Origin of the sequence: Kitasatospora herbaricolor, assembly GCF_030813695.1 — a bacterium.
Lineage (GTDB): Bacteria > Actinomycetota > Actinomycetes > Streptomycetales > Streptomycetaceae > Kitasatospora > Kitasatospora herbaricolor.
The window spans coordinates 5,661,870-5,687,808 of record NZ_JAUSVA010000002.1 but is presented as its reverse complement, the minus strand read 5'-3'; the positions used below and the strand labels follow the sequence as shown (position 1 = coordinate 5,687,808).

Genomic DNA, 25,939 nt, shown 5'->3' with positions numbered 1-25,939 from the left:
CACGAACGTCCTGGTGGATCGGGCTGCGGGGTCGGGCCGGGGCGGGCCCGCGGGCATGTCGCGACCGGCCGCCGGGGGCCGGCGCGGCCCGCCTGCGGGCAACAGTCGGGACGGGCCCGCCGGGGGCCCGCCCGTATCGAGCCTACGATCCTGCCCCGTCATTCCCGACCACGCACCCGGTTCGCCGAAGGTGGGGGCGCACTGTCGGCGGGGTGCGCCTGGTCACAGGAGTGCCGGGGTGCGACCGGGCGAGGACTCTCCGTCGTGGCCCTCGTCGCTGCCGTCCTACCGCCCGTCCCAGCGGGCCAGTTTCAGATCGACCCTGGGCAGGTCCTCGGCCGCCCGCGAGCCCCGGGCCGGCCCCCGCCCGGCGGTGCTGCGCAGCGGGGTCCCCTCCTCCCGGTAGCGGGCCAGCGCGCGCTGCTCGTGGCCGGGCAGCAGGGCGCCGTCCGCGCGGATCACCCGCCACCACGGCACCGCGCCGCCGTAGAGCGCCATCACCCGGCCGACCTGCCGGGGGCCGCCCTCACCGAGGTACTCGGCCACGTCCCCGTAGGTCATCACCCGGCCCGGCGGGATCCGCTCGGTGAGATCGAGCACCGCCTCCGCGAACGGGGGCAGCGCGCGCTCACCGTCGTTCCTCCCGCTGTCCGTCATCTGCGGCATTCTTCCCCATCCGGGCGATTCGCGGGCCTCGTGAGGGCGATTCGCCGCGCCCGATCCGGCCCCTGTCCAGCGCCGGACGCCACGGCATGCCACCATCTTCGGGGCGGTGAGTCGTGATACGAGGACAAGACCAGATGACGGGGACGGCAGACGTGGGCGTGGACGAGGACTCCGACGAGTCCGCCACCGACATGTCCGCAGGCCACGGCGACGGGTCGGCCGCCACGCCGGAAGTGTCCCTGATCAAGGAGGGTCGGTTCAAGACCCCCCGGCCGCCGAGATCGACGGGCGGCGCGGTGCCCCCGCCGGCGGCGCCGGAACCCGGGCCGGCCGACCTCCCACCGCCGACGATCGAACTGCCGGACCCGGAGGCGGAGCCCACCCAGCCGCTGCCCGAGCCGGAGCCCCGGCCGGAGCAGGAACCGGACCCGCGGCCGAAGCCCCGGCCGGGTGCCCCGGCCCCGCTGCCCGACCCGCTCGACGAGGCGCCGCACCTGGACGTCGACGAGCCGCTGCTGGCCGCCCGCGCCCACCGCCCCTCCGACCTGATCCGCTTCCTCGCCGGGGTCTTCGGGATCGTCGCGCTGTTCGTCCTGGCCAGCGTCGCGACCTCGACCACCAGCGGCATCGAGATCGACATCAGCTCCAACGCGGAGCGGATCTCCCCCGTCCTGTCCACCATCGCCGGGCTGGTCTCCAGCGTCGCGGTGCTGGCCGTCCCGCTGGCCTTCGCGGTCGAGCGCCTGATCAAACGCGACGGCCTGCGGGTCGCCGACGGCGTGCTCGCCTCCGTCCTCGCGTACGGCGTGTCGCTCGGCATCGACTGGTGGGTGGCCGAGGGCGCCTCGGAGACCATCCGCGACGCGCTGACCCGGCTGCCGACCGACAGCGCGGGCACCCTCACCGACCCGGTGCACGGCTACCTCGCGCCGGTCATCGCCTACATGACGGCCGTCGGCATGTCGAGCCGCCCCCGCTGGCGGGTGGCCCTGTGGGTGGTGGTCTTCCTCAGCGGCGCCACCGAGCTGATCAGCGGCTACACGACCCCGCTCTCGCTGCTGCTGACCGTCCTGATCGGCTGGTCCGTGGCGTACGGCACGCTCTACGCGATCGGCTCGCCGAACATCCGCCCGACCGGCCAGCACCTGATGATCGGCCTGCGCAAGGTCGGCTTCACCCCGGCCAGCGCGCACCGCGCGCCGGACGCCCCCGGCGGCACCCGCCGCTACTACGTGGCCCAGCAGAGCGGTCCCCCGCTGGACGTGCACATCGTCGACCGGGAACAGCAGGCCTCGGGCTTCTTCTACCGCGCCTGGCGACGGCTGCGGCTGCGCTCGGTGGCCGTCCGGCGCAGCCCGCAGTCGCTGCGCCAGGCCCTGGAGCAGGAGGCGCTGATCGCGTACGCGGCGGCCGCCTCCGGCGCGCAGGCCCCGCAACTGGTGGCCACCTCCGAGCTGGGCCCGGACGCCGCCATCCTGGTCTACGAGAACGTCGAGGGCCGGCCGCTGGACGACCTGGCGGACGAGGAGATCACCGACCAGGTGATGGCCTCGCTGTGGGAGTCGGTCGCCGCCCTGCACGAGCGCCGGATCGCCCACCGCCGGCTCACCGGCGAGTCGCTGCTGGTGGTGGACGACAAGACGGCCTGCCTGGTCAACCTCTCCGGCGGTGACATCGCGGCGAGCGACCTGACCCTGCGCATCGACGTCGCCCAGCTGGTCACCACCTTCGCCCTGCGGATCGGCCCGGAGCGGGCGGTGAGCGTCGCCAACCACGTGCTCGGCCCGGAGCGGGTGGCGGCCGCGCTGCCGCTGCTGCAGCCGGTCGGCATGAGCCGCTCCACCCGGGTCGACCTCAAGCGCCTCAGCAAGGAGCGCAAGGCCGCCGCGCAGGCCCGCGCCCTGGAGCAGGTCGCCGCTGGCGAGCGCACCCAGCAGCAGGCCGAGGAGGACATCGCGGTGGCCGGCGAGGACCTCCTCAGCCGGATCCGCGCGCAGATCCTGCAGATCGCCCCCGAGGCGCCGATGGAGCCGGCCAAGCTGGAGCGGCTGAAGCCGAAGACCCTGATCATGGTCATCGCGCTCACCTTCGCCGCCTACCTGGCGCTGACCACCATCAAGCCCGCGCAGCTCAAGCTCTCCCAGATGAACTGGGCCTGGGCGGCGCTGGCCCTGGCGGCCGCCGCGTTCAGCTACATCGCCGCTTCGATGAGCCTGACCGGCTTCGTGCCCGAGCGGCTGCCGTTCCGGCGGACGGTCGCGGCGCAGGTCGCCGGGTCCTTCGTGAAGCTGGTGGCGCCGGCCGCGATCGGCGGCATCGCGCTGAACACCCGCTACCTGCAGAAGTCGGGCATCCGGCCGGGCCAGGCGGTGGCGAGCGTCGGCGCCTCCCAGCTGGCCGGCCTGGCCGGGCACCTGCTGCTGCTGTTCAGCTTCGGCCTGATCACCGGCAGCCAGACCAACGGCGACCTCAGCGCCTCCCGCGCGGTGATCATCGGGGTGCTGGCGGCCGCCGTGCTGGCCCTGGTGGTGGCCGCCGTCGGCCCGCTGCGGCGCTTCGTGGTGACCAGGGTGCGCTCGCTGTTCTTCGGGGTCGTCCCGCGGATGCTCGACCTGATGCAGACGCCGACCAAACTGCTCACCGGCTTCGGCGGCATCCTGCTGCTCACCATGAGCTTCACCGCCTGCCTGGACGCCTCGGTGCAGGCCTTCGGCGGGGACATCAGCTTCTCGGCGGTGGCCGTGGTGTTCCTCACCGCCAACGCGGCCGGGTCCGCCATCCCCACCCCCGGCGGCATCGGCCCGGTGGAGTTCGCGCTGATCGGTGCGCTGACGGTGGCCGGGGTCCCGCCGGCGGTGGCCACCCCGGCCGTCTTCCTCTACCGGGCGCTGACCTTCTGGCTGCCGGTGCTGCCCGGCTGGATCGCCTACAACGTCCTGCAGCGCAAGGGCTCGCTCTAGGCGTTGCCCGGCCGGCCCGGGCAACCGCCACACGGAAGGGCCGCCGGCCTCCTGGGGATTCAGGAGGCCGGCGGCCCTTCCGGACGTTCGGGGACCTTCGCGGGGCCCGACCCCGGCCGGGGTCGCAGGGGGCCTAGTAGGCCGGCTTGTGCGGCTCGATCTGGCTGACCCAGCCGAGGATGCCGCCACCGAGGTGGACGGCGTCCGAGAAGCCCGCGGACTTCAGCACGGCCAGCACCTCGGCCGAGCGGACGCCCGACTTGCAGTGCAGGACGATCTTCTTGTCCTGCGGGAGCGTCTCCAGGGCGTTGCCCATGAGGAACTCGTTCTTCGGGATCAGCACCGCGCCGGGGATGTTGACGATCTCGTACTCGCCGGGCTCGCGGACGTCGATCAGGAGGATGTCCTCCTTGTCGTCCTGCCACTGCTTCAGCTGCTTCGAGGTGATGGTCGAACCCGCGGCGGCCTCCTGGGCCTCCTCGGAGACGACGCCGCAGAAGGCCTCGTAGTCGATCAGCTCGGTGACGGTGGGGTTCTCGCCGCAGAGCGCGCAGTCGGGGTCCTTGCGGACCTTGACCTGGCGGTAGTTCATCTCCAGGGCGTCGTAGATCATCAGGCGGCCGACCAGCGGCTCGCCGACACCGGCGAGCAGCTTGATCGCCTCGGTGACCTGGATCGAACCGATGGAGGCGCAGAGCACGCCCAGCACGCCGCCCTCGGAGCAGGACGGGACCATGCCGGCCGGCGGGGCCTCCGGGTAGAGGCAGCGGTAGCAGGGGCCGTGCTCGGCCCAGAACACGCTGGCCTGGCCGTCGAAGCGGTAGATCGAGCCCCAGACGTACGGCTTGCCGAGCAGCACCGCCGCGTCGTTCACCAGGTAGCGGGTGGCGAAGTTGTCGGTGCCGTCCACGATCAGGTCGTAGCCGGAGAAGATCTCCATCACGTTGGAGTTGTCGAGGCGGTCCTCGTGGAGGATCACGTTGACGTAGGGGTTGATCTCCAGCACGGACTCGCGCGCGGACTCACCCTTCGAACGGCCGATGTCGGACTGACCGTGGATGATCTGGCGCTGCAGGTTGGACTCGTCGACAACGTCGAACTCGACGATGCCGAGCGTGCCCACACCGGCCGCGGCCAGGTACATCAGCGCGGGGGATCCGAGGCCGCCGGCGCCGACGCACAGCACCTTGGCGTTCTTCAGCCGCTTCTGCCCGGCCATGCCCACGTCGGGGATGATCAGGTGGCGGGAGTACCTGCGGACCTCGTCGACGGTGAGCTCGGCGGCCGGCTCGACCAGGGGTGGCAGCGACACGGTGACTCCGATGGTCGTCAGTTCAGGTTCGGCCGCGCCGCCCGGATGGATCCGGCGCCGTCGAACGGTGGCATTGCTAGGCCAACAGTGTCATGCCAGCTCTGTATTCCGAGACAGCTCGTCCGATGGGCGAGACAGTGCACACCGGATCGTGGGACCGGGCCCCCGGCCGGGCGTCCGCGGACCGGCGGGCCGCCCCGGCAGGGCCGGACCGGGCCGGTGGCCGGGCCGCGGCGGGCCCGGGACCGGCCCCCGAACGGGCTCGCGGCGGCTTCAGACCCGGCAGGCGGTCTCCAGCCAGATGTCGCCCAGCGACTCCTCCAGCGGCACCTGTGTCCGCCAGCCGAGACGGTCCCTGGCCGTCCGGACGTCCGCCTGCCGCCACGGCACGGGCTCCGCCGCCGGCGAGCGCCCGTCGACCGCCCGGCCCTCGCCGGTGCGGGACTCCGCCGCCCGGTGGCCGGCCAGGTGGTGCGCCAACGGGTGCAGCAGGTGGTCGGCGGCGCCCGCCGACTGAGCCGGGAGCAGCGCCGGCCGGCTCTCCTCCGCCACCGTGCCCTCGAAGCCGGCCGTCCGGACCAGCATCTGGGCGGCGTCCCGGGCCCGGACGGCGTGCCCGCTGCCGATGTTGATCACGCCGGTGGCCGCCGAGACCGCCGCCGACTGGATGGCCCGCGCGACGTCCCGGACGTCGACGAAATCCCGGTATCCCGACAGGTCCGGCATCCGCACCACCGACTCGTCCCGCTCCAGGGCCCGTCGCAGCCCCTCCGACAACCGGCCGAACAGCGAGGCCGTCGGCGCCCCCGGGCCCACCACGTCGAAGACCCGCAGCACGGTGGCGTCCAGCCCGGAGGACAGCACCAGCTCCGTCCCGGCCAGCTTGGACACCCCGTACGGGCCGACCGGGCGCGGCTCGGCGCTCTCCGCGATCGGGATCCCGCCCGGCACCGGGCCGTACTCGGCGGCCGAGCCGACATGGACCAGCCGGGCCGGCTCCCGGCTGCGCCGGATCGCCTCGCAGACCGTGGCGACGGCCAGCGTGTTCGACCTGATCAGCACCCGGGAGCTGCCGTAGGTCGCCCCGGCGCAGTTGATCACCACCTGCGGCGCCACCGCGTCCAGGAACCTGGCCAGCGCACCCGGGCTCCCGGTGGTCAGGTCGAAGCGGATGTCGGCGGAGTCACGCCGGCCGAGCACCGTCACCTGCAACTCCTGGTCCACGAGCAGACGATCGGTGACCCGACGGCCGATAAAACCGTCGGCGCCCAGCAGCAGCACCCTCATCGGGGGCGTCCTTCCACGAAGCAAGGTCTCGGATGACCTGGCGGATCAGATGGGAATTCGGAGGTGGATCAGGGGTGGATCAGGGATGGATCGGGATGGATCGGGATGGATCGCGGGTGGATCGCGGGTGGATCGGGATGCGGCCGCCGGCGCTCGGACGGGAACCGGACGCGGACGGGCGGCCGGCAGCGCGGGCCGGCCTGCCGGGCGGCCCGGCGGCGGCTCGCGGCGCGGGCTCGCGGCAGGTGCCGGCGCCGCTCAGCGGTACGAGCCCGGCCGGCCCAGCACCACCCAGGCGTACGGCAGCAGCAGCGCCACGGCGGGCCCGGTGCCGAGCAGCAGCGCGCCGGCCGGGCCGTGCTCCACGAGCAGCGGCCGGCCGAGGCCCGTCCGGGCCTGGAGCAGCACCAGCAGCGCCGTACCGGCGGATCCGGCCACCAGGGCGGCGGCCGCCGCTCCCGCCCGGCCGCGGTGCAGCAGCAGGACGGCGAGCAGGAGCAACAGCCCCTGTCCGGCCTGGGCGGCCCACTGGACGGCGTCCGCGCGGTGCGCCACGGCGTGCAGCAGTCCGCCGGCCTGCGGCCCGGGCCGGGGCGCGACGGCGGTGAGCACCGCGAGGGCGGCGAAGGTCAGCACGGCCAGCACCGCCAGGTGCAGGCCGACCGCCACCGGCAGCACCGGGCGCAGCCGGGAACGGAAGTCGGTGATCGTCGCGGCCGTCCGCAGGTGTATCCGGCCGACGTGCCGGAACCAGCGGGCGGACCATTCGGCGGCCCCCAGCGCCGCCCCCGCCGCGACCACCATCGCCGCCTGGGCCGGGCCGGTCCCGGCCACCAGCGGCAGCAGCAGGGTGGCGGCGGCCGCCAGGCCGTACCCGAGGACGACCGGCCGCGGCCGCCGCCCTCGCCGCACCGGCCCGGCGCTCCAGGGGCTGACGCTCCACGCGCCGGGCCGGCCCGCCAGGTACTCCAGTCGCTCGGGGTCCCCGGGCTGCGGCCGGCTCTCCGGGCCGCCGGGCGGCGCGTACCCGGTCGCCCGGTGCCCGGCCGGCTCCGGCCCGGCCGGCGCGCGCACGGCGATGGCGGCGAGCCAGCCGCCCGCCGCCACCGCCACCAGCAGCCCGAGGGCGCCGGGCGGCCCCGGGCGCACGGCCCGGACGGCGGCCAGGGCGGCGCAGGGGAGCGCCGCCGCCAGGGCCGTCCACAGCGCCGCGCCGGAGCGCCGCCGCCAGGACTCGGCCGGTTCGGCGGCCCCGGGGTCGGGCGGGCGGCGCGGCACCCGGGCGTACAGCTCCTCGGCCAGCGAGAAGACGTCCGCGTGCCGGTAGCGGGCCGCCGCCCCCGCGCCGAGGCCGGCCTCCTCCAGACCGGCCGCGATCTCCAGCGGGTCGACCGCCTGCTCGCACAGGGCGCGGTGGCGCGTCATCAGCTCACGCACCGGGTCGCCGCCGCCCCCGGGCCGGCCCGGGGGCGGGGCCTCTTCCCCCGCCGCGCACCCGTCCGTCGGCGGGCCGGCGGGCGAGGCCACGGCCGGCGACGGCTCCTCGGACGGTTCACCGAACGGCGGCCCGCCCGACGACGGTCCGCCCGCAGGCGGTCCACCCGATAACGGACCGCCCGAGGCCGGCCCGTCCGGCAGCCGGGCGCCCTGGTGCCGGGCCCCCGGCACCCGCCCGCCCGGCGCCCGGCGGACCGTGGCGGGCGGCGCCCCGCGCGCTGGTTCCCGGCCGGTCATCAGACCACCTCCGCCAGCGCTTCCGGTTTGGCCTCCGGCTCGGCGCCGGCCGAGGTCCGCGGCTCCTCGGCGACCGCCCCGCCGGTGCCGGCCGGACCGGCCGCCATCCAGTACTCGGCGGGCCGGGCGAACGGCCGCAGCCGCTGCCCCGAGGCGCCGCTCCGGCCGTCCGGGTAGGCCGGCCAGTTCGAGACCAGCTCCAGGTAGATGTCGCGGAAGGCGGTGACCACCGGCTCCACGGCGAAGCGTTCCTGCGCGCGCAGCCTGCCCGCGAGGCCCAGACGCGAGCGGCGTTCCTCGTCACCCAGCAGGGCCAGGCAGGCGCCGGCCAGTGCCTGCGGGTCCCTCGGCGGCACCAGGAGTCCGGTCGGCCCGACCACCTCGCGGGCCACGCCGGTGTCGGTCGAGACCACCGCCCGGCCGCTCAGCATCGCGTCGGCGAGCAGCAGCGGGACCCGCTGGACCAAGGCCGTGAAGACCAGCACCGTGCCGCTCCGCCAGGCCTCGGCGGCGGAGGCCGGCCGGCCGGCGAACTCCACCGACCCGGTCAGCCCGAGCCGCCCGGCCAGCGCCTCGCAGTGCGCGAGGTAGCCCGGCGCCGCCTCCTCGCCGTGGACCAGCAGCCGGGCCGCGGGCAGTTCCGCGCGGATCCGGGCGAAGGCGTGCAGCATCAGCTCCGGGTCGCGCCCGGGCTCCAGCGGGCCGGCCCACACCACGGTGGGTGCCTGCGGCTCCGGCCCGGCGGCCGGCCGGGCCACCGCCGGGGTGCCCTCGTGGACGACCCTGGTGCGGGCCGGGTCCGCGCCAACCCGGCGCTGCCACTGCTCGTCGTGCGCGCTGCCCGGGGTGAGCAGGGCGGCCTGCCGGTAGGTCTCCTCGGTGAGCAGCCGGAAGAAGGTGAGCAGCAGGGCCCGGACCGGCCAACGGTAGGGCGCCTCCCGGTAGCCGGCGTACTGCTCGCGCAGGTGCAGGCCGTGTTCGGTGACCACGAACGGCACGCCGTGCAGCTGCTTGGCGACGAGCGCGGGCAGCGCCGCGGGGCCGGTGCCGATCACGTGGCAGACGTCCGCCGCGCCCAGGCCGCCGGGCCCGGTGCCGTACCAGGGGGCGGAGAGCGGCCGCAGGCACTGCTCCAGCAGATCGGCGGCGACCAGGACGTCCCGGACCATCGGCTGTCCGGCCGCGGTGTCGGCGCCGGGCGATCTCCAGGCGCGTTCCAGCACCCGCTGGGCCCGGCCCGAGGCGAGGAAGGCGGGCAGCGCGCCGTCCGCCCGGGCCAGCTCGGCCAGCCGCTGCAGCCCGGGGCCGAAGGAGCCGCGCTCCCGCGGCATCACCAGGGCCCGGACCAGTTGCTCGTACGCCCGCAGGTACTGGCGCCGGCGCAGGGCGGCGGGCCCGCGCCCGGCGGGCCGCACCCCCCACATCGGCAGTTCGTGGACGGCGTCGAAGCGCCTCTGGACGCCACCCGGCCCGCCGCCCGCCGCCGTGCTCCGGCCGGCCGGGCCGGCCAGCACGTACAGCTCGAACTCGTGCTCGCGCAGGCCCTCGGCCAGCCGGGCACTCCAGCCCGGACCGCCACGCTGCGCGTACGGCCGGGCGCCCTCGGTGAGCAGTGCGATGCGCACGAAGACCTCCAGAGCAGAGCGGATCAACGGATTGCTTCAGCAGTCGAGGGGCTGAGGAGCCGGATCGGCCGGCGACACCGCGATCCCGGAGGGGCACCGCTCATGGGCGGCCCGGACGTGCCGCCCGACGGGCCGCACGCCGGCCCGCCGGGCCCCCTCTTCCAGCCGCCCCCTGAGCACCCCGGCGGCTGCTGCTCCCCCACACCTGTTCGGTCCGACACCGAAAAGGTAGGACGGACCGCCGACGATCCATCGGCCACCTGCCCGCTTGCCACCTGAACGAGTGAACGGGCGTGACCAACCCTGATCCGGGGCGTTAGGCGCTCACGTTCTCGACGCCTCCGTCGACCTCGTCGTCCCCGCCTCCGACGGCCCCGCCTCCGGCGGCCTCGCCACCGGCGGCTCCGTCGACGCCGCCGGCCGGCTCACCGGCCGCGGCCCGGGGCCCGGCCGTCGCCGGCCCCGCGGACACCTCCGCGAGCAGCTCGCGGGCGGCCCGGGCCACCCGCGCCGGGTATTCCATCATCGCCACGTGCCCCGACTCGGGCAGCACCAGCAGGCGGGCGTCGGCGAAGGCCGCGCAGGCCCGCCGGGCGGAGCGGTACGAGACCAGCTTGTCCTTCAGCCCGTACACCAGCAGCACCGGCACCCGGACCTGCTCGGCCTGCCGCCAGAGCGACTGCTCGCCGCGCTCGGTGTAGGCGGAGACGATCCCGCGGGCCGAGCCGACCATCACCTGCATCGCGTACGGCAGCCCCGTCCGGCGGCGGTACTCGGCGACGGCGGCGGCCCGGCGGGCCTCCGGCACCGCGGCGACGTCCCCGTACACCAGCCGCAGCAGGCCCTCGGTGGCGTCCTCGACGCTGCGGCCGTTCGACGGCATCCGCCGCATCAGGGCCGGCACCCCCGGCACCGCGAGCAGGCCGGTCGGCCAGGCGGTGCGCTGCGGCGGCAACTCGGGCAGCGCCGGGGAGATCAGCGTCAGGCTGAGCACCAGGTCGGGGCGCAGGGCGGCGAGGCGGACGGCGACGGCCCCGCCGAGCGAGTTGCCGAACAGGTGCACCGGGCCCCGGCCGGAGGCCTCCAGGTAGCCGATCACGGCCCTGACGTGCCCGGACAGCGACAGGTTGCCGTCCGCGGGCGGGGCCGAGCGGCCGAAGCCGGGCAGGTCCAGGGCCTCCCCGTCGACCAGGTCGGAGAGCTCGTCCATCAGCTCGGTCCAGTTGTCGGACGAGCCGCCGAGCCCGTGCACGAACAGCGCCGGCGGCAGCTGCCCGCCGTCGCGCGAGCCGGTCCCCGCCGGCCCGCTCACCGCCAGTACCGCCCCGGGGATCTCGACCGTCCGGACCTCCGCGCGCGCCCGCGTCCCGCCCTCGGCCATCGGCTCCACCTGCTGCTCAGCGCTCATGGAGGACGATGGTAGTGAGCCCCGGGAAGGAAATCCCAGGCCCCGGGAAGGTACCGTTCCGGGACCGCACCACTGCCAACAGCCGTGGTCAGACCCGTATTGTGGGCTCTCCACAAGGGGGTTCCGTGCTTTTATCGGCTTCACCCGGCGCGGATGTGGTTACCCAAAAGTAGAATCAGTCACCTTGCCCGTGCTGTAGATCCCGTGAAGTGAGGAGCGCCGTGACGGCCATCCAGGAGGCGCAGGAGCGCCCGCGCGGTGCCCGCCTGCCGCGAAGCGCCCGCCGTGAACAACTGCTCGGCGCCGCCCAGGAGGTGTTCGTCGCCCAGGGCTACCACGCCGCGGCCATGGACGACATCGCCGACCGCGCCGGGGTCAGCAAGCCGGTGCTGTACCAGCACTTCCCCGGGAAGCTGGAGCTCTACCTCGCGCTGCTCGACAAGCACTGCGACGCCCTGGTGGAGGCGACCCGCACCGCGCTGTCGGCGACCACCGACAACAAGCAGCGGGTGGCCGCGACCATGGAGGCGTACTTCCACTACGTCGCCAGCGAGTCCGGTGCGTTCCGGCTGGTCTTCGAGTCGGACCTGACCAACGAGCCGGCCGTGCGCGAGCGGGTCGACCGGGCCGCCGACCTCAGCGCGACCCTGGTCAGCCAGGTCATCGCGGAGGACACCGACCTGCCCGAGGCGGAGGCCAAGCTGCTCGCGGCCGGCGTCTGCGGGCTGGCCCAGATCACCGCCCGCTACTGGCTCTCGCAGGGCCGGGAGATCCCGCACGACGAGGCCGTGCGACTGGTCGCCAGCCTGGCCTGGCGCGGTCTCAAGGGCTTCCCGATGCACCCGGGCGAGCAGGGCTCCGAGCCGGGCTCCGAGGACGACGCCGGGCCCGCTGCCGAACAGGCGATCTCCTGACCTTCACCTCAGCGCGCAGCGCGTGCTCTATGGTGAGGCTGTACGGCGCGGTGGCCACGAACGCCTGTTCCAGGGCGGTCCGGCTCCCGCGCGTGGATGGCTGCAACCCCGGAGGGACGGAAGCCGTGGAGGTCAAGATCGGCGTGCAGAACGCGCCCCGAGAGATCGTTCTCGAGAGCCCGCAGACTGCCGATGAGGTCGAGAGCGCGGTCGCGAAGGCGCTGGAGGGCACCTCGAAGCTCCTCACCCTGACCGACGAGCACGGCCGCCGCGTCATCGTCCCGGCCGAGCGCCTGGCGTACGTGGAGATCGGCGAGCCGACCGTCCGCAAGGTCGGTTTCGGCACCGTCTGAGACGGTCCACCGGTGCCCCGCCCCTCGTCGAGGGGCGGGGCACCGGTGCGTTCCCGGCCGGTGGCCCGGCTGCGGACCGTGCCCGTGCGGACACCGGGTGTACGAGCGTTCGCTTGCGGGTACGGGCCCGGGCAGCCGCACACCGCGATCCCAGGAGGCAGCTCTTGCTCGTCGAAACGGTCGCCTTCGTCCTGATCGGCCTGCTGGTCGGCGCCTTCGCGCTGGCCGGCCTCCCGGAGTACTTCCCGGCCTCGCGCACCCTGACCTTCGGCACCGCGGTGGTGGCCGCGCTGGTGAGCGGGGTGATAGCGCACTACGCCCTGGGCGGGGCGCTGCCCGCCGTGGTGCTGGCGATCTCGGCGACCGGTTCGGCCCTGCTGGTCTCGGTGCTCGCCCGGCCGGAGCGGGCGGCCCACCGCGCCGGTGCGCACCGCCACGGCGCCGCGCGGCACGCGGGCCGACGGCGAGCGGCCTGAGCGGCGCCGGCCACCCGGACCGGCCGGCCCCGGGCGGGGCGGCCGGCGGGCCGGTCAGGAGCGCACTCCCGGCGGCGGTGCGGGGTCAGGAGGCCAGGCCCAGGGCGGCCATCCGCTTGGTGTGCGCCTCGGTGATCCGGTTGAACATCTTGCCGACCTCGACCAGGTCGAAGCCCTGCACCTGGGCGCCGCCGACCAGCAGGTTCGACAGCGCGTCCCGCTCCGCCACCACCCGCTGGGCCTGGCTGAGCGCCTCGCCCATCAGCCGCCGGCCCCAGAGCGCCAGCCGGCCGCCCACCCGCGGGTTCTCGTCGATGGCCTGCCGCACCTTGTCCACGGCGAACTGGGCGTGGCCCGTGTCGGCCATCACGCCGAGCACCAGGTCGCGGGTGTCGTCGTCCAGCCGGACGGCCACCTCGCGGTAGAAGTCGGTCGCGATGGCGTCCCCGACGTAGGCCTTGACCAGGCCCTCCAGCCAGTCGGAGGGCGCGGTCAGCCGGTGGAAGCCCTCCAGCGGCTCGACGAAGGGGGTCATCGCCTCGTCCGGGTCCGCGCCGACCGCGGCGAGGCGGTCGTGCAGCAGCTGGAAGTGCTGGAACTCGGCGGAGGCCATCCGGGCCAGCGCGGCCTTGTCGGCCAGGCCGGGCGCGAACTTGGCGTCCTCGGCCAACCGCTCGAAGGCGCTCAGCTCGCCGTACGCGAGGGCGCCGAGCAGGTCCACCACCGCCGCCCGGTACCCCGGGTCCGCCGAGCGACTGGCCCAGTCACCGATCGAACCGGCCCCGACGTCGTGGGTCTCACCTTGGGTCTCCATGGCTCGCCACCTTAGCCCGCCGGGGCGGCGGCGGGCGGACGGCGGAGCGGTGTCCGCGCCGGGGTCCGGCCCGGCGGCGGACGGCGCGGACCGGGCCGCGGCGGACGGCGGCGCCGCGGGCGGGGCGGCCCCCGGCCGGGCCCGGCGGCCCGCGGCCCCGGCAGCCGTGTCACCCGCGTCACGTGTTCGAGTCGTCGCGTGACTGTATGGTGGTAGGGAGGCCCGTAGTGCTCGCATGGTTCCGCCGCTTCCGGCGGACCGGGCGAGCCCGCTCCGAACGGATGTCGTCCTTTCCGGACACGTCCCGCCAGGATGCCGGGCGCTCACGTACGCGGATGCCCGGTCGGAGAGCCGATCGGCTCCGACCTTGGCTTGGACCTCAAGCCTTGGCACCGCATCAGTGGCCGAGCGAGGGCCGCCGCGGACCGCGCCGAAGGCGCAGGTCCCGCGCCGGGTCCCTCACGGGAAATCCTCCCCCACGCCGCCGGGCGACGCGCCTTCACGGGCCGTCCGACCTCGGCCGGCCGCAGGGACCGGCGCGGTTGTGCGTCCACGCAGCTGTGACTGGGGCCGACCCGGCCCCGACGCAGCCGCGCGGCTGCCCGCCGCCCTCTCGCTCTCGGCCCTCCCACATGGAAGAGGCAGCACCCTGTCCACCACCGCTGAACCCACGAAGACCACGTTCCGTGAGCTCGGAATCCTCCCGGAGACCGCCGAGGCCCTGGAGGCCGTCGGCATCATCCACCCCTTCCCGATCCAGGAGATGACCCTCCCGGTCGCCCTGACCGGGCACGACGTCATCGGCCAGGCCAAGACCGGCACCGGCAAGACCCTGGGCTTCGGCCTCCCGCTGATCGAGCGGGTCGTCGTCCGCGCCGACATCGACGCCGGCCGGGCCACCGAGGACCAGCTCTGCGACAGCCCGCAGGCGCTGATCGTCGTCCCGACCCGCGAGCTGTGCACCCAGGTCACCAACGACCTGCAGACGGCCGGCAAGGTCCGCAACGTCCGCGTGCTCGCCATCTACGGCGGCCGGGCGTACGAGCCGCAGGTCGAGGCGCTGAAGAAGGGCGTCGACATCATCGTCGGCACCCCCGGCCGCCTGCTGGACCTCGCCGGGCAGCGCAAGCTCGACCTCTCGAAGGTCCGCGCCCTCGTCCTGGACGAGGCGGACGAGATGCTCGACCTGGGCTTCCTGCCCGACGTCGAGAAGATCCTGACCATGCTGCCGGCGAAGCGGCAGACCCTGCTGTTCTCGGCCACCATGCCGGGCCAGGTCATCAGCCTCGCCCGCCGGTACATGAGCCAGCCGACCCACATCCGGGCCGCGGCGCCGGACGACACCGGCCACACCGTGGCCAACACCACCCAGCACATCTTCCGCGCCCACTCGCTGGACAAGGTCGAGATGGTCTCGCGGATCCTGCAGTCCGAGGGCCGCGGGCTGGCGATGATCTTCTGCCGCACCAAGCGCACCGCGGCGGACGTCTCCGACCAGCTGACCCAGCGCGGCTTCGCCGCCGGCGCCGTCCACGGCGACCTCGGCCAGGGCGCCCGCGAGCAGGCCCTGCGGGCCTTCCGCGGCGGCAAGGTCGACGTCCTGGTCTGCACCGACGTCGCCGCCCGCGGCATCGACGTCGAGGGCGTCACGCACGTCATCAACTACCAGTGCCCCGAGGACGAGAAGACCTACCTCCACCGGATCGGCCGCACCGGCCGGGCCGGCGCGTCCGGCACCGCCGTGACGCTGGTGGACTGGGACGACATCCCGCGCTGGCAGCTGATCAACAAGGCCCTGGACCTGAAGTTCCCGGAGCCGGAGGAGACCTACTCCACCTCCCCGCACCTCTACGAGCTGCTGAAGATCGCCCCCGGGACCACCGGCGTGCTGCCGCGCGCCGAGCGGACCCGGGCCGGCCTCGGCGCCGAGGAGGTCGAGGACCTCGGCGAGACCGGCGGCCGCGGCTCGCGCTCGGCCGGCGGCCGGGCCCGGGGCGGCAAGCCCGCCGGCGGCTCCGGCCGCGGTCCGGCGGCCCCGGCCGCCGAGGCGGCCGAGGAGAAGCCCGCCCGCAAGACCCGTGAGCGTCGCCGCACCCGCGGCGGCTCCGCCTCGGCCGACGCGGTGGCCGACGCCGCCGTGGTCGAGGCCGTCGCCCCCGCGACCGCCGACGCCCCGGCCGCTGCCGAGGGTGAGGGCGCCCCGCGCCGTCGTCGCCGCCGCCCGCGCAGCGCCGCCGCCGGTGAGGGCACGGCCGCCGCGGTGACCGAGGGCGCCGCCGAGGCTCCGGCCAAGGCGGAGCCGACGGCCACCGCCGCGAAGGCGGAGCCCAAGGCGGAGGGTGAGGCCGCCCCGCGCCGCCGCACCCGCACCCGCCGTCCCGCCGCCGGCGGCGAGGCCGCTCCGGCGGTCTGATCCGGCTCGCACCGGGGCGGGCCGGCCCTTCGGGGCCGGCCCGCCCCGGCCCGTTCCCGGCGCCGGGCAGCGCCCCGCTGCTCCGTCCGGCGTACCCGCCCGCCCCGCCGCCGGCCGGGCCGCGTCGGTACGACCGCGCCGCCCGGCCCGGTGGCTAGGCTCGGAAGGTACTGCGACCGGCCCCGCCCTGGAGGAGAACGCACGATGAGCACCCCGCCGTTCCTGACCCTGCCCGGCTGCGCTCGCTCGCTGCGGCTGACCACCGCGCGCGGGGAGTTCGCCGCCCTGTGGTCCGACCCGGCCGGCGAGCCGCTCGGGACGGCCCTGCTGGTGCCCGGTTTCACCGGCAGCAAGGAGGACTTCGTCGCCCTGCTGGAGCCGCTCGCCGAGGCGGGCTACCGGGTGGTGGCGGTGGACCAGCGCGGCCAGTACGGGAGCGGCGGTCCCGACGACCCGGCCGCGTACGCCGTCGGGGCCCTGGGGGCGGACGTCCGGGCGCTGGGCGGCCTGCTGGAGGGCGGGGGGCCGCTGCACCTGCTGGGGCACTCCTTCGGCGGCCTGGTGGTCCGGGAGGCCCTGCTGGGCACCGAGGGGCCACTGCCCTGGAGCTCGCTGACGCTGCTCTCGACCGGCCCGGGGGCGATCGAACCCTCCGAGGCCGCCCGCACCAAGCTGCTGGTGGACGCCCTGCAGACGATGGACCTGGAGTCCATCTGGCAGATCCTGCAGCAGATGGAGGAGGGCAGCGGCGACCCGGCCCGCCGTCCGGCCCCGGACGTGGCGCGGTTCCTGCACGAGCGGTGGCTGGCCAACGTCCCGCAGGCGCTGATCACCACGGGCGGGCACCTGATCTCCGGCCCGGACCGGGTCGACGAGCTGGCCGCCGCCACTCCGGGCCTGCCCAAGCTGGTGCTCTCCGGGGTCCGGGACTACGCCTGGCCGGTGGAGGAGCAGTCCAGGATGGCGCTGCGGCTCGGGGCCCGCCGGGTGGTCATCGACGACGCCGGGCACTCCCCGAACGCCGAGCAGCCGGCTCGCACGGCCGCGGCGCTGGCCCAGTTCTGGTCCTGACCTGCACGGATCCGCCCCGGCGGATCGGCCGGAGCCCGTCCGGGAGCGGGGTGGAGCGACAGCTCGCGGACGGTTCCGCGCTTTCGCACGGGACAGAATTCGTTAGTTCCGGTAATATTTGAGTCTGTCCGGGAATCTTCGAGCATCCCGAGCCTGTTGAACCGACGACGGCCTGTTGGACCGACGGCCGTCGGTACGACTGCGCCGATCCACGCCAGTCAGCCGAAACCGGGACTTCACGGGCGGGCAACCACCCGGAATCAGCACCGCGCCACAGTGGTCCATGAGGTGCCGGCAGTCCCGGCGACCAGGGGGGCACGCTTGCAGCAGCAGACCGCCGAACGCACGACGCGACAGACCTTGAAGGGGCTGATCCCGACTCAGCCACAACCGCCCCGGTCCCCGGGGCCAGGAAAGGAGAGGCCCATGCGCTTCGAAATTCTCCGACTGGACGACGCCCAGGGCGCCGCCACCGACCGGCTGATCGCCGATGCCGAGACCGTGAACGAGCTGGTCCAGGCCGCGGCCCGGACCGGCGAGCGGCTGCTCATCCGCCCGTGCAAGACCATCTGACGCCGCCCGGCGCAGCCCCGGCCGGGGCCCCGGAGGCCGCTCCGGAAACCTGCGAAGCGCCCGCGTCCGACGTTCCGATACCCCACTGACGCCCCGTCACCGCACAGTCGATGACGGGGCGTCAGTGTGTTCCGGGCCGGGTCCGCGACGTTTGCCGCCGCCCGCCGCTGGACATCCCCTAGCCGGGACCGCCCGCACAGCCCGCCAGCGCGGGCGGCCGACGCACCGGCAGATGACGCGACGCACTCCGTACGGGTGATCGTCCTTGACGCGGCGGTCCGGAGGGAGGAGCGTTGTCGGCTATGAGGGGCGAGCCAAGCTGCCCGAGGTGCGCCGGTCGGGTCCGCGCCCCCGGTCTGTTCTCAGACACCTGGCAGTGCGACCGGCACGGAGCGGTGCACCCGATGCAGCCCGTACTGCCCCCGAGCGTGGAGGCACTGGGCGTGGCCGTGGCCCGCTCGCAGGTGCCCGTCTGGCTGCCCTGGCCACTGCCGGTCGGCTGGCTCTACACCGGGATCGCGCACGTCGGTGACGACCTTTCCGGGGCCAGGGCCACCGCCGTCGCCTGCGCCGGGCCCGCCCCGCTGGGCGGCTTCGGCGAACTGGTGCTGGTGGCCGAGGAGCTGGGCGTCGGCCTGGGCGCCCGCTACGCCGGACTGCCCGGCCCGGACCCGGGCGACTCGGTCTCGCTCTACAAGCCCGCCGACGCCAAGCTGCTGGCGGCCGGCCGGCCGACCCCGATGTTCCACGTCCCCGACGCCCCGGCCGACCGCGCGGTGTTCGCCGGCGAGGCCCGCGGCCTGTGGCTGTGGGCGATCGCCTGGCCCGAGCAGTCGGCCCTGGTGATGTACGACGAACTGGTGCTCACCGACCTGCGCGAGGCCGGTGCCGAGCTGGACCTGCTGCCCTGCGGCGCGCTCACGCCGCGCCTGCTGGGCTGACGGGCGCGCGTCCGCGGGCCCCGCCGGACGCGGCCGGCCGCCGGCGGGCGCTGACTATCCTGAGGCGGACCAGGCGAGCGTCGACCTCCAGGAGCCCTGACACCCGTGCGCATCGATCTGCACGCCCACAGCAACGCCTCCGACGGCACCGACAGCCCGGCCGAGCTGGTGGCCGCCGCCGTCGCGGCGGGCCTGGACGTGGTGGCGCTGACCGACCACGACACCGTCTCCGGCCACGCCGAGGCCACCGCGGCCGTGCGGGCGCTGCCCGCCGGAAGCCGGCTGGCCCTGGTGCCGGGAGCCGAGCTGTCCTGCCACACCGACGGCATCAGCCTGCACCTGCTGGCCTACCTGTTCGACCCGGCCGAGCCGGCCTTCGCCCGGGAGCGCGAGCTGGTCCGCACCGACCGGTTCCGGCGCGGCCGGGCGGTGGTCGAGCGCTGCCGGGAGCTGGGCGCGCCGATCACCTGGGAGCAGGTGGAGCGGATCGCCGGCGCGGGCTCGGTGGGCCGGCCGCACATCGCCAGCGCGCTGGTGGAGGCCGGCGTGGTGGCGACCGTCTCGGACGCCTTCACCGCCGACTGGCTGGCCAACGGCGGCCGGGCCGACGTCCGCAAGCACGAGACCGACCCGGTGGAGGCGGTCCGGCTGGTCCGGGCGGCCGGCGGCGTGCCGGTCTTCGCCCACCCGGGTGCGGTCAAGCGCGGGCGGACGGTCTCGGACGGGACCATCGCCGGCCTGGCGGCGGCGGGCCTGGCGGCGCTGGAGGTGGACCACATGGACCACGACGAGGAGACCCGTGCCCATCTGCGCGGCCTGGCCGCCGACCTGGGCCTGCTGACCACCGGCTCCAGCGACTACCACGGCAGCCGCAAGACCGTCCGGCTCGGCGAGCACACCACCGCCCCCGAGGTGTACGAGGCGCTGCTGGCGCAGGCGACGGGGGCCGTACCGGTCACCGCCTGACGTCCGGTCGGTCCACCGCTCGACGCGAGGCCGGGTCCGCGACCGCGCGCCGGCGCGGGCCCTCGGCGCGACCGGGACGGCGCCCGCCTGCCCGCGCCTCCGCGCGCCCGCACGAAGTCCGCCCGCGCGCCGTCAGGGCCTGCGGGTGCAGCGGGCGTTCCGCAACCGGACAATTCGGGCATGAGCTTCTTCGACGTCACGACGTTCGGGTCGTTGTTCGTCACCCTTTTCGTGATCATGGACCCGCCGGGCACCATCCCGATCTTCCTGGCGCTGACCTCCGGCCGGGCCCACAAGGTCCGTCGCCGGATGGCCTGGCAGGCCGCCGCCGTGGCGCTCGGCGTGATCACCGCCTTCGGCCTGTTCGGCCGGCAGATCCTGGACTACCTGCACGTCTCCGTCCCCGCGCTGCAGGTGTCCGGCGGCATCCTGCTGCTGCTGATCGCCCTCGACCTGCTGACCGGAAAGATCGAGGAACCGACGCAGACCAAGGAGGTCAACGTCGCCCTCGTCCCGCTGGGCACGCCGCTGCTGGCCGGCCCCGGCGCGATCGTGGCCGTCATCCTCGCCGTCCAGGCCGCGGACACCGGCGGGCAGGAGCTCGCGGTGTGGTGCGCCATCGTCGCGATGCACGTGGTGATGTGGCTGACGATGCGCTTCTCACTGCTCATCATCACCGTCATCAAGGAGGGCGGTGTGGTGTTGATCACTCGGCTGTCGGGCCTGCTGCTCTCCGCCATCGCCGTCCAGCTGACCGCCGACGGCGTCTTCGGGTTCATCGCCGAGCAGGGCTGAACGGCCCGCGGCGCGCCGGCCCGGGCCGGGCCTCAGTCCAGCGGGACGGCGCGGCGCTGCGGGTCCCGCAGGTCGGTCCCGTGCCGCAGCCAGAGCTCCTCCAGGGCGGCCGCGCCGTGCACCCGCTTCCAGCCGGCCTCGTTGGGGGTCATCGGCAGCAGCGGCAGGAACCGCACCGGGTCGGCCGGCTCCTCCAGCTCCAGGTCCGGCACCAGCCCGCCCGGCTCGGCCGCCAGCACCGAGGTGAACGGCGCGCCCGCCCAGAGCGGGGAGCCGAGGTCCAGCGAGCCGCCGGGCGCCACCACCAGCCCCTCCACCTGCGGCGTCGCCGCGAAGGTGGCCAGCGCCCTGAGGACGTCGTCGCGCCCGCCCCGGACGGTCAGCACCAGCTCGGCGCGGGGCCCGCGCACCGGATCGGCGACCACCGCGGTCGGGTCCGCCATCGGCGTCGCCGCCATCCCCAGCGTGGCGTAGCGGACCAGCCCCTCGGCGTCCGGGCCGAAGCGCAGCACCTCGATCCGGTCGGTGCCGAGGAAGGTCACCGCCGCCCGGCCGCCGGGCTCGCCGAAGGTGGTCAGCAGCCGGGCCTCGACGGCGGCCAGCACGGCCTCACGGGTGTGCCGGCCGGGGCCGTGCGGGTCACTGGACGGGTCGCCGAAGAGCGGGAAGTCGTGCGCCATGCCGGTGAGCGTAACCCGCCCCCGGGGACCGGCCGGTGAACACCCCAGCGGCCGGGCCCGGTCAGCTGTTAATGTGAGCAGCTGACCACCGGGGACTTCTGTCACCCGGGGCAGCGGCGTGAAGGAGGTGGTTGCGGTGGATACCAGCCGACCATGCAGTACCGGCAGCTCTACCCGGCCCGGACGCCTTCCCCGTACCCCTCACCTCTCCAGCTGAAACAGCTGCGTCTGCCGAGGTGACTGAGGCGGCGTCACATCGGGCCGGGAGAGCACCCTCCCCGGAGCCTCGTCGTCCCGCATCGCGCCCCAGCAAGGCCGAGGGCCGACCGCAGGCACCGGATTCCATCGGTGTTCCTCGCCGCCGCACCACGGCCCCTCCGACGTGCCGCCGTGCGACGGCTCCTGCCCAAGGAGCCTGCCATGTCGATGATCAACAACCTGCGTGCCGCCGTCCGTCCGCACCGCCGCCGCCCGGGCGACGACGCGTACGACTCGATCCACCCCGGCCAGTCGCCCTCGGCGGTCGTCGACTGCGCGGTCTACCAGGACGGCAAGCGGCACGGCGAGACCTGCAGCCCGCGCGAGGCCGCCCGCCGGGTCAAGGCCGCCAAGCAGCTCCAGGGCACCCCGGGTTCGTTCAGCTGGATCGGACTGCACGAGCCGACCGAGGCCGAGTTCGAGGGCATCGCGCAGCGCTTCGGCCTGCACCCGCTGGCCGTCGAGGACGCGGTGCACGCGCACCAGCGCCCCAAGGTCGAGCGCTACGACGACGTGCTGTTCGCCGTCTTCAAGACCATCCGCTACGTCGAGCACGACCAGCTCACCCCGACCAGCGAGGTGGTCGAGACCGGTGAGCTGATGGTCTTCGCCGGCCAGGACTTCGTGATCACCGTCCGGCACGGCGGGCACAGCTCGCTGCAGGAGCTGCGCCGGCGGATGGAGCAGGACGTCGACGGCGCGGACGGCACCGCGCTGCTCGCCAAGGGCCCGTCCGCCGTGCTGCACGCGATCGCCGACCACGTGGTGGACAACTACCTGGAGGTCGCCAACCGGCTGCAGAGCGACGTGGACGAGATCGAGTTCGACGTCTTCGCCAACAAGGGCGGCAAGGGCACCGACGTCGGCCGGGTCTACCAGCTCAAGCGCGAGGTGCTGGAGTTCAAGCGGGCGGTGACCCCGCTGCTGCGGCCGATGCAGCAGCTCTCCGAGCCGCTCCAGCGGCTGGTCGACCCGGACATCCAGAAGTACTTCCGGGACGTCGCCGACCACCTGGCCCGGGTGACCGAGCAGGTGCACGGCTTCGACGAGTTGCTGAACTCGCTGCTCCAGGCCAACCTGGCGCAGGTCTCGGTGGCGCAGAACGAGGACATGCGCAAGATCACCGCGTGGGCGGCCATCTTCGCCGTGCCCACCATGATCACCGGCGTGTACGGGATGAACTTCGACTACATGCCCGAGCTGCACCACAAGTACGGCTATCCGATGGTGCTGCTCGGTGTGGCGACCATCTGCGTCGGGATGTACCGGGGCTTCCGCCGCAACGGCTGGCTGTAGCCGCGCCGGACGGCGCGCCGCCGTCCGGCGCCGGGCGCGGACCCGCCGCGCCCGGCCGTCCGGGGCGGCAGCGGCAGCCCGGCCGATGTCCTCCGGGATCGGTGCGGCGGCTCAGCGCCGGCCGCCGCGGGCCACCAGCACCAGCCCCAGCAGGATCAGCGCCACCGCCGGGTAGGCGGCCACCGGCGGCCACTGGCCCAGCCAGAGGGCGGCGATCAGCGCGGCGCCCGGCGTCTCCAGCAGGATCGCCGTGGACGTCACCGACGGGCCGAGGGTGTTCACCACCCGGTTGCTCAGCGAGTGGCCGAGCAGTTGCGCACTCACCATCAGCGCCACGATCTGCCACCACACCCCGCCGGACCAGCCGGCCAGCGGGGTCCCCGCCACCAGGCAGATCGCCAGCAGGACGACCGACGTGGTCGCGTAGCAGACCAGCGTGTACGCCGTCGTACTGACACTCTTGCGGACCTCCGCGCCCAGCAGCACGTACCCCGCCGCGGCGAGCCCCGCGCCCAGCGCCAGCGCGTCGCCGAGCAGCGCCCGCGGGGAGAGGGAGAGGTCGACGCCGGTGAGCACCAGGACGCCGGCGAAGGCCACGCACATGCCCGCCCACACCAGGCGCGGTGCGCGGACCCCGAACACCCGCATCAGCAGGATCGTCCAGAGCGGCGTGGTGGTCACCAGCGCCGTCGCCGAGGCGACCGAGGTCATCCGCAGGCTGGGCATCCAGAGCGCGAAGTGCACCGCCAGCAGCGCCCCCGCCGCCATCGCGAGCAGCAGCGCCCGGCGGCCGATCCCCCGCAGCTCGGCCCGGTGGCGCAGCAGGGCGTACGGGCCCAGCACACCGACCGACATCAGGTTGCGCCAGAGCGCGATCGCCAGCGCGGGCGCGGCGGTCGCGCTGATCAGCGGGGCGGAGAGCGAGATGCCGCCGATCGAGACGGCGAGCAGCAGCAGGTCGGTCCTGGGCAGGGGGTGGCGGCCCGGCGCGGTGGCGGTGGTGACGGGAACGGCGGTGTCGGCGGCGTCGGACCGGACGGCTGGCACGGCTCTCCTCTGGTGGTCTGGCCGCGCGGTGGGTGGTCGCGGGTGACGGGGCCGGCGGTCGGCCGGACGTCACCAAGGTAAGGCCCTTTCCGGCCGGACGGAACTGTCGTCCTGACCGCTGAGACACCCGGTGGGCACCAGGCCGTACGCTGTCCGCCATGGACCGCACGCCTGCCGCCGCCGCGACCGCCGCCGACTTCCTGGACCGGGCCCTCCTGGAGGAGGCCGCGAAGAAGTCCGGGCTGCTCTGGGTCCGCGCCGAAGGGCAGCAGCAGAGCCGGGCCCTGTGGCACGCCTGGTACGACGGCGCGGTGGTGGTGGTCGGCGACGGCGGCGAGCAGCCGCTGCACGGTCTCACCGCCGGCGGCGCCGCCGAGGTGACCGTCCGCAGCAAGGACAAGTGGGGCCGGCTCACCGGCTGGACCGCCCGGGTCGCCGAACTCGCGCCCGGCAGCGAGGGCTGGCTCGGCGCGGTCGAGGAGCTCAAGGGCAAGCGGCTGAACGCGCCCGACACCGACACCATCGCCGACCGCTGGGCCCGCGAGTGCCGGGTGCTGCGGCTGGAGCCGGCCGGCGCCGAGGGACGGCAACTCACCGAGCAGCCCGGCTCGATGCCGGAGGGCTCGCTGGCCGCCGCACCGATGCCCTCGCCGGTCACCACCCGGCTGCCCATGCCGGCCGGCCTGCCCAAGCTGCTGCTCCGGCGCCGGGGGCGCTGACCCCGGCGGACGCCCCGCCATCGCACCCCGGGGTGGCGCCCCGTCACCACCCGGCCCGAGCCACGACGGCCGCCGCCGCGCCGTCACCACCAACGCGGTCACCGCCGGGCCGCCACCACCGGGCCGTGGCTCGGCGGGCTGCGCCCCGCCCGCCCGGGTAGCCTTGGCCGCGGGCGTCAGGGTGGGCGCCGCACGGGCAGCGAGGGAGTCGAGGAGCCATGGCAGGGGCAGGCAGCCGGGTCTTCATCTCCCACCTCTCGGGCGTGGCGGTCTTCGACCCCAACGCCGACCAGGTCGGCCGGGTCCGGGACGTGGTGGTCTCGCTGCGGATCGGCGGACGGCCGCCCCGGGTGCTCGGGCTGGTCGTGGAGGTGGTCGGCCGGCGCCGGATCTTCCTGCCGATGACCCGGATCACCAGCCTGGAGTCCGGCCAGGTGCTCACCACCGGCGTGATCAACATGCGCCGCTTCGAGCAGCGCCCCTCCGAGACCCTCGTCCTCGCCGAACTCCTGGACCGCCGCGTGGTGCGCACCAGGACGCAGGAGGAGGTCACCGTCCTGGACGTGGCGATGGTGCAGACCCGGGTCCGCGAGTGGGAGATCAGCAAGGTCTTCGTCCAGGTCGGCCGGCCCAGCCGGCTGCGCAAGGCCAAGGGCGAGACCCTCACCCTGGACTGGCACGACGTCACCGGCTTCTCACTCGCCGAGGAGGACCAGGGCGCCGCCAACCTGCTCGCCACCTTCGACCAGCTCCGCCCGGCCGACCTCGCCAACGTGATGCACCACCTGTCCGCCAAGCGCCGCGCCGAGGTGGCCGCCGCCCTCGACGACGAGCGGCTCGCCGACGTCCTGGAGGAGCTCCCGGAGGACGACCAGGTCGAGATCATCGGCAAGCTGAAGGACGAGCGGGCCGCCGACGTGCTGGAGGCGATGGACCCGGACGACGCCGCCGACCTGCTCTCCGAACTGCCCGGCGACGAGGCCGAGCGGCTGCTCCAGCTGATGGAGCCGGACGAGGCCGCCCCGGTGCGCCGGCTGCTGACCTACGAGGAGAACACCGCCGGCGGTCTGATGACCACCGAGCCGATCGTGCTGGAGCCGGACGCCACCGTCGCCGAGGCCCTCGCGCTGGTGCGGATCGCCGACAACAAGCCGGCCCTGGCCGCACAGGTCTTCGTCTGCCGGGCCCCGAGCGAGACCCCGACCGGCAAGTACCTGGGCACCGTGCACTTCCAGCGGCTGCTCCGCGAGCCCCCGTACACGCTGGTCGGCTCGCTGGTGGACGACGACCTGGACCCGCTGCCGCCGGACACCCCGCTCTCCCTCATCACCAGCTACCTGGCGACGTACAACATGGTCGCCGCCCCCGTCGTCGACGAGTCGGACCACCTGCTGGGCGCGGTCACCGTCGACGACGTGCTGGACCACCTGCTGCCGGACGACTGGCGCGACGCCGCCCTGCACACCCCCGACGACGGGACGTACGGCGGCGTGGACGACCACGGGACGTACGGCGACCGGGACCACGAGAGGCAGGCCACCGGTGGACGCTGACCGCAAGGGCCGGCGGGAGGACACGCCGCGCCAGCGCCTCCAGGGCGAGCTCCGGCACCTGCGCCAGTTGCGCGAGAA

Annotated in this window: 22 protein-coding genes; 13 read left to right on the top strand and 9 right to left on the bottom strand. The window is 74.9% G+C overall.

Features of this window, described 5'->3' with window-relative positions; translation table 11 throughout:
• Positions 1–285 precede the first annotated feature (285 nt).
• Positions 286–657 carry an MGMT family protein gene (locus tag J2S46_RS25250; RefSeq protein ID WP_307351237.1) on the bottom strand — a complete coding sequence of 124 codons (372 nt, stop codon included), beginning with the start codon at positions 655–657 and terminating at the stop codon, positions 286–288.
• Positions 658–800: 143 nt separating this feature from the next.
• On the opposite strand from J2S46_RS25250, the gene J2S46_RS25245 reads away from it, so the two are divergent.
• The gene (locus tag J2S46_RS25245) at positions 801–3,626 is read left to right on the top strand and encodes a lysylphosphatidylglycerol synthase transmembrane domain-containing protein (RefSeq protein WP_229912591.1); all 2,826 of its coding nucleotides are present in this window, start codon (positions 801–803) and stop codon (positions 3,624–3,626) included.
• Positions 3,627–3,759: 133 nt separating this feature from the next.
• Here the strand turns inward: J2S46_RS25245 and moeZ are convergent, their stop codons facing one another.
• From moeZ to J2S46_RS25220, 5 genes are all read right to left on the bottom strand, one after another.
• Positions 3,760–4,938 (bottom strand): adenylyltransferase/sulfurtransferase MoeZ, encoded by a 1,179-nt coding sequence (moeZ, locus tag J2S46_RS25240; protein WP_073926238.1) that lies wholly within the window; start codon positions 4,936–4,938, stop codon positions 3,760–3,762.
• Positions 4,939–5,211: 273 nt separating this feature from the next.
• Positions 5,212–6,225: an NAD-dependent epimerase/dehydratase family protein gene (locus J2S46_RS25235; protein ID WP_191289410.1), complete on the bottom strand. Its 1,014-nt coding sequence runs from the start codon at positions 6,223–6,225 to the stop codon at positions 5,212–5,214.
• Positions 6,226–6,483: 258 nt separating this feature from the next.
• Positions 6,484–7,650, bottom strand: a complete 1,167-nt coding sequence (locus J2S46_RS25230) for a hypothetical protein (protein WP_191289612.1) — start codon at positions 7,648–7,650, stop codon at positions 6,484–6,486.
• 308 nt (positions 7,651–7,958) lie between these two features.
• The gene (locus J2S46_RS25225; RefSeq protein ID WP_191289409.1) at positions 7,959–9,584 is read right to left on the bottom strand and encodes a DUF3492 domain-containing protein; all 1,626 of its coding nucleotides are present in this window, start codon (positions 9,582–9,584) and stop codon (positions 7,959–7,961) included.
• A 316-nt stretch (positions 9,585–9,900) separates the two neighbouring features.
• Positions 9,901–10,992, bottom strand: coding sequence for an alpha/beta fold hydrolase (locus J2S46_RS25220; protein ID WP_191289408.1), 1,092 nt, complete (start codon positions 10,990–10,992; stop codon positions 9,901–9,903).
• A 221-nt stretch (positions 10,993–11,213) separates the two neighbouring features.
• Here J2S46_RS25220 and J2S46_RS25215 point away from each other — a divergent pair, with 221 nt between their 5' ends.
• The 3 genes from J2S46_RS25215 (at position 11,214) to J2S46_RS25205 (ending at position 12,735) form a co-directional block, all read left to right on the top strand.
• On the top strand, positions 11,214–11,906 hold the full coding sequence (locus J2S46_RS25215) for a TetR/AcrR family transcriptional regulator (RefSeq protein ID WP_191289407.1): 693 nt from the start codon (positions 11,214–11,216) through the stop codon (positions 11,904–11,906).
• Positions 11,907–12,031: 125 nt separating this feature from the next.
• Complete coding sequence (locus tag J2S46_RS25210) at positions 12,032–12,259, top strand: DUF3107 domain-containing protein (RefSeq protein ID WP_191289406.1); 228 nt, start codon at positions 12,032–12,034, stop codon at positions 12,257–12,259.
• 164 nt (positions 12,260–12,423) lie between these two features.
• Positions 12,424–12,735 (top strand): hypothetical protein, encoded by a 312-nt coding sequence (locus J2S46_RS25205; protein WP_191289405.1) that lies wholly within the window; start codon positions 12,424–12,426, stop codon positions 12,733–12,735.
• An 85-nt stretch (positions 12,736–12,820) separates the two neighbouring features.
• On the opposite strand, the gene J2S46_RS25200 is transcribed toward J2S46_RS25205, so the two are convergent.
• A complete protein-coding gene (locus J2S46_RS25200) occupies positions 12,821–13,549 on the bottom strand; it encodes a ferritin-like fold-containing protein (protein WP_191289404.1) in 729 nt (242 codons plus the stop codon).
• Between the two features lie 544 nt (positions 13,550–14,093).
• Between J2S46_RS25200 and J2S46_RS25195 the strand changes: the two genes are divergently transcribed.
• The 6 genes from J2S46_RS25195 to J2S46_RS25170 all read left to right on the top strand — a co-directional run bounded on the left by J2S46_RS25195 (position 14,094) and on the right by J2S46_RS25170 (position 20,308).
• The gene (locus tag J2S46_RS25195) at positions 14,094–15,962 is read left to right on the top strand and encodes a DEAD/DEAH box helicase (RefSeq protein ID WP_370882239.1); all 1,869 of its coding nucleotides are present in this window, start codon (positions 14,094–14,096) and stop codon (positions 15,960–15,962) included.
• 204 nt (positions 15,963–16,166) lie between these two features.
• The gene (locus tag J2S46_RS25190) at positions 16,167–17,033 is read left to right on the top strand and encodes an alpha/beta fold hydrolase (RefSeq protein ID WP_191289403.1); all 867 of its coding nucleotides are present in this window, start codon (positions 16,167–16,169) and stop codon (positions 17,031–17,033) included.
• 426 nt (positions 17,034–17,459) lie between these two features.
• Complete coding sequence (locus J2S46_RS25185; protein ID WP_190209534.1) at positions 17,460–17,606, top strand: DUF8834 family protein; 147 nt, start codon at positions 17,460–17,462, stop codon at positions 17,604–17,606.
• 302 nt (positions 17,607–17,908) lie between these two features.
• Positions 17,909–18,547: a DUF6758 family protein gene (locus J2S46_RS25180; protein WP_073926248.1), complete on the top strand. Its 639-nt coding sequence runs from the start codon at positions 17,909–17,911 to the stop codon at positions 18,545–18,547.
• A gap of 105 nt (positions 18,548–18,652) precedes the next feature.
• Positions 18,653–19,513 carry a PHP domain-containing protein gene (locus tag J2S46_RS25175; RefSeq protein ID WP_191289402.1) on the top strand — a complete coding sequence of 287 codons (861 nt, stop codon included), beginning with the start codon at positions 18,653–18,655 and terminating at the stop codon, positions 19,511–19,513.
• Positions 19,514–19,693: 180 nt separating this feature from the next.
• Positions 19,694–20,308: a MarC family protein gene (locus J2S46_RS25170; RefSeq protein WP_073926250.1), complete on the top strand. Its 615-nt coding sequence runs from the start codon at positions 19,694–19,696 to the stop codon at positions 20,306–20,308.
• 32 nt (positions 20,309–20,340) lie between these two features.
• Here J2S46_RS25170 and J2S46_RS25165 read toward each other — a convergent pair whose 3' ends face one another.
• Entirely contained in the window at positions 20,341–20,988 is a 648-nt protein-coding gene (locus J2S46_RS25165; RefSeq protein ID WP_191289401.1) for a suppressor of fused domain protein, read from the bottom strand.
• A 420-nt stretch (positions 20,989–21,408) separates the two neighbouring features.
• Here J2S46_RS25165 and corA point away from each other — a divergent pair, with 420 nt between their 5' ends.
• The gene (gene corA / locus J2S46_RS25160) at positions 21,409–22,542 is read left to right on the top strand and encodes a magnesium/cobalt transporter CorA (RefSeq protein WP_191289400.1); all 1,134 of its coding nucleotides are present in this window, start codon (positions 21,409–21,411) and stop codon (positions 22,540–22,542) included.
• 111 nt (positions 22,543–22,653) lie between these two features.
• Here the strand turns inward: corA and J2S46_RS25155 are convergent, their stop codons facing one another.
• Positions 22,654–23,589, bottom strand: a complete 936-nt coding sequence (locus J2S46_RS25155; RefSeq protein ID WP_191289399.1) for a DMT family transporter — start codon at positions 23,587–23,589, stop codon at positions 22,654–22,656.
• 158 nt (positions 23,590–23,747) lie between these two features.
• On the opposite strand from J2S46_RS25155, the gene J2S46_RS25150 reads away from it, so the two are divergent.
• Both J2S46_RS25150 and J2S46_RS25145 read left to right on the top strand, forming a co-directional pair.
• A complete protein-coding gene (locus tag J2S46_RS25150; protein WP_191289398.1) occupies positions 23,748–24,308 on the top strand; it encodes a hypothetical protein in 561 nt (186 codons plus the stop codon).
• 218 nt (positions 24,309–24,526) lie between these two features.
• Positions 24,527–25,861: a magnesium transporter MgtE N-terminal domain-containing protein gene (locus tag J2S46_RS25145; protein ID WP_191289397.1), complete on the top strand. Its 1,335-nt coding sequence runs from the start codon at positions 24,527–24,529 to the stop codon at positions 25,859–25,861.
• Positions 25,862–25,939: the final 78 nt, after the last annotated feature.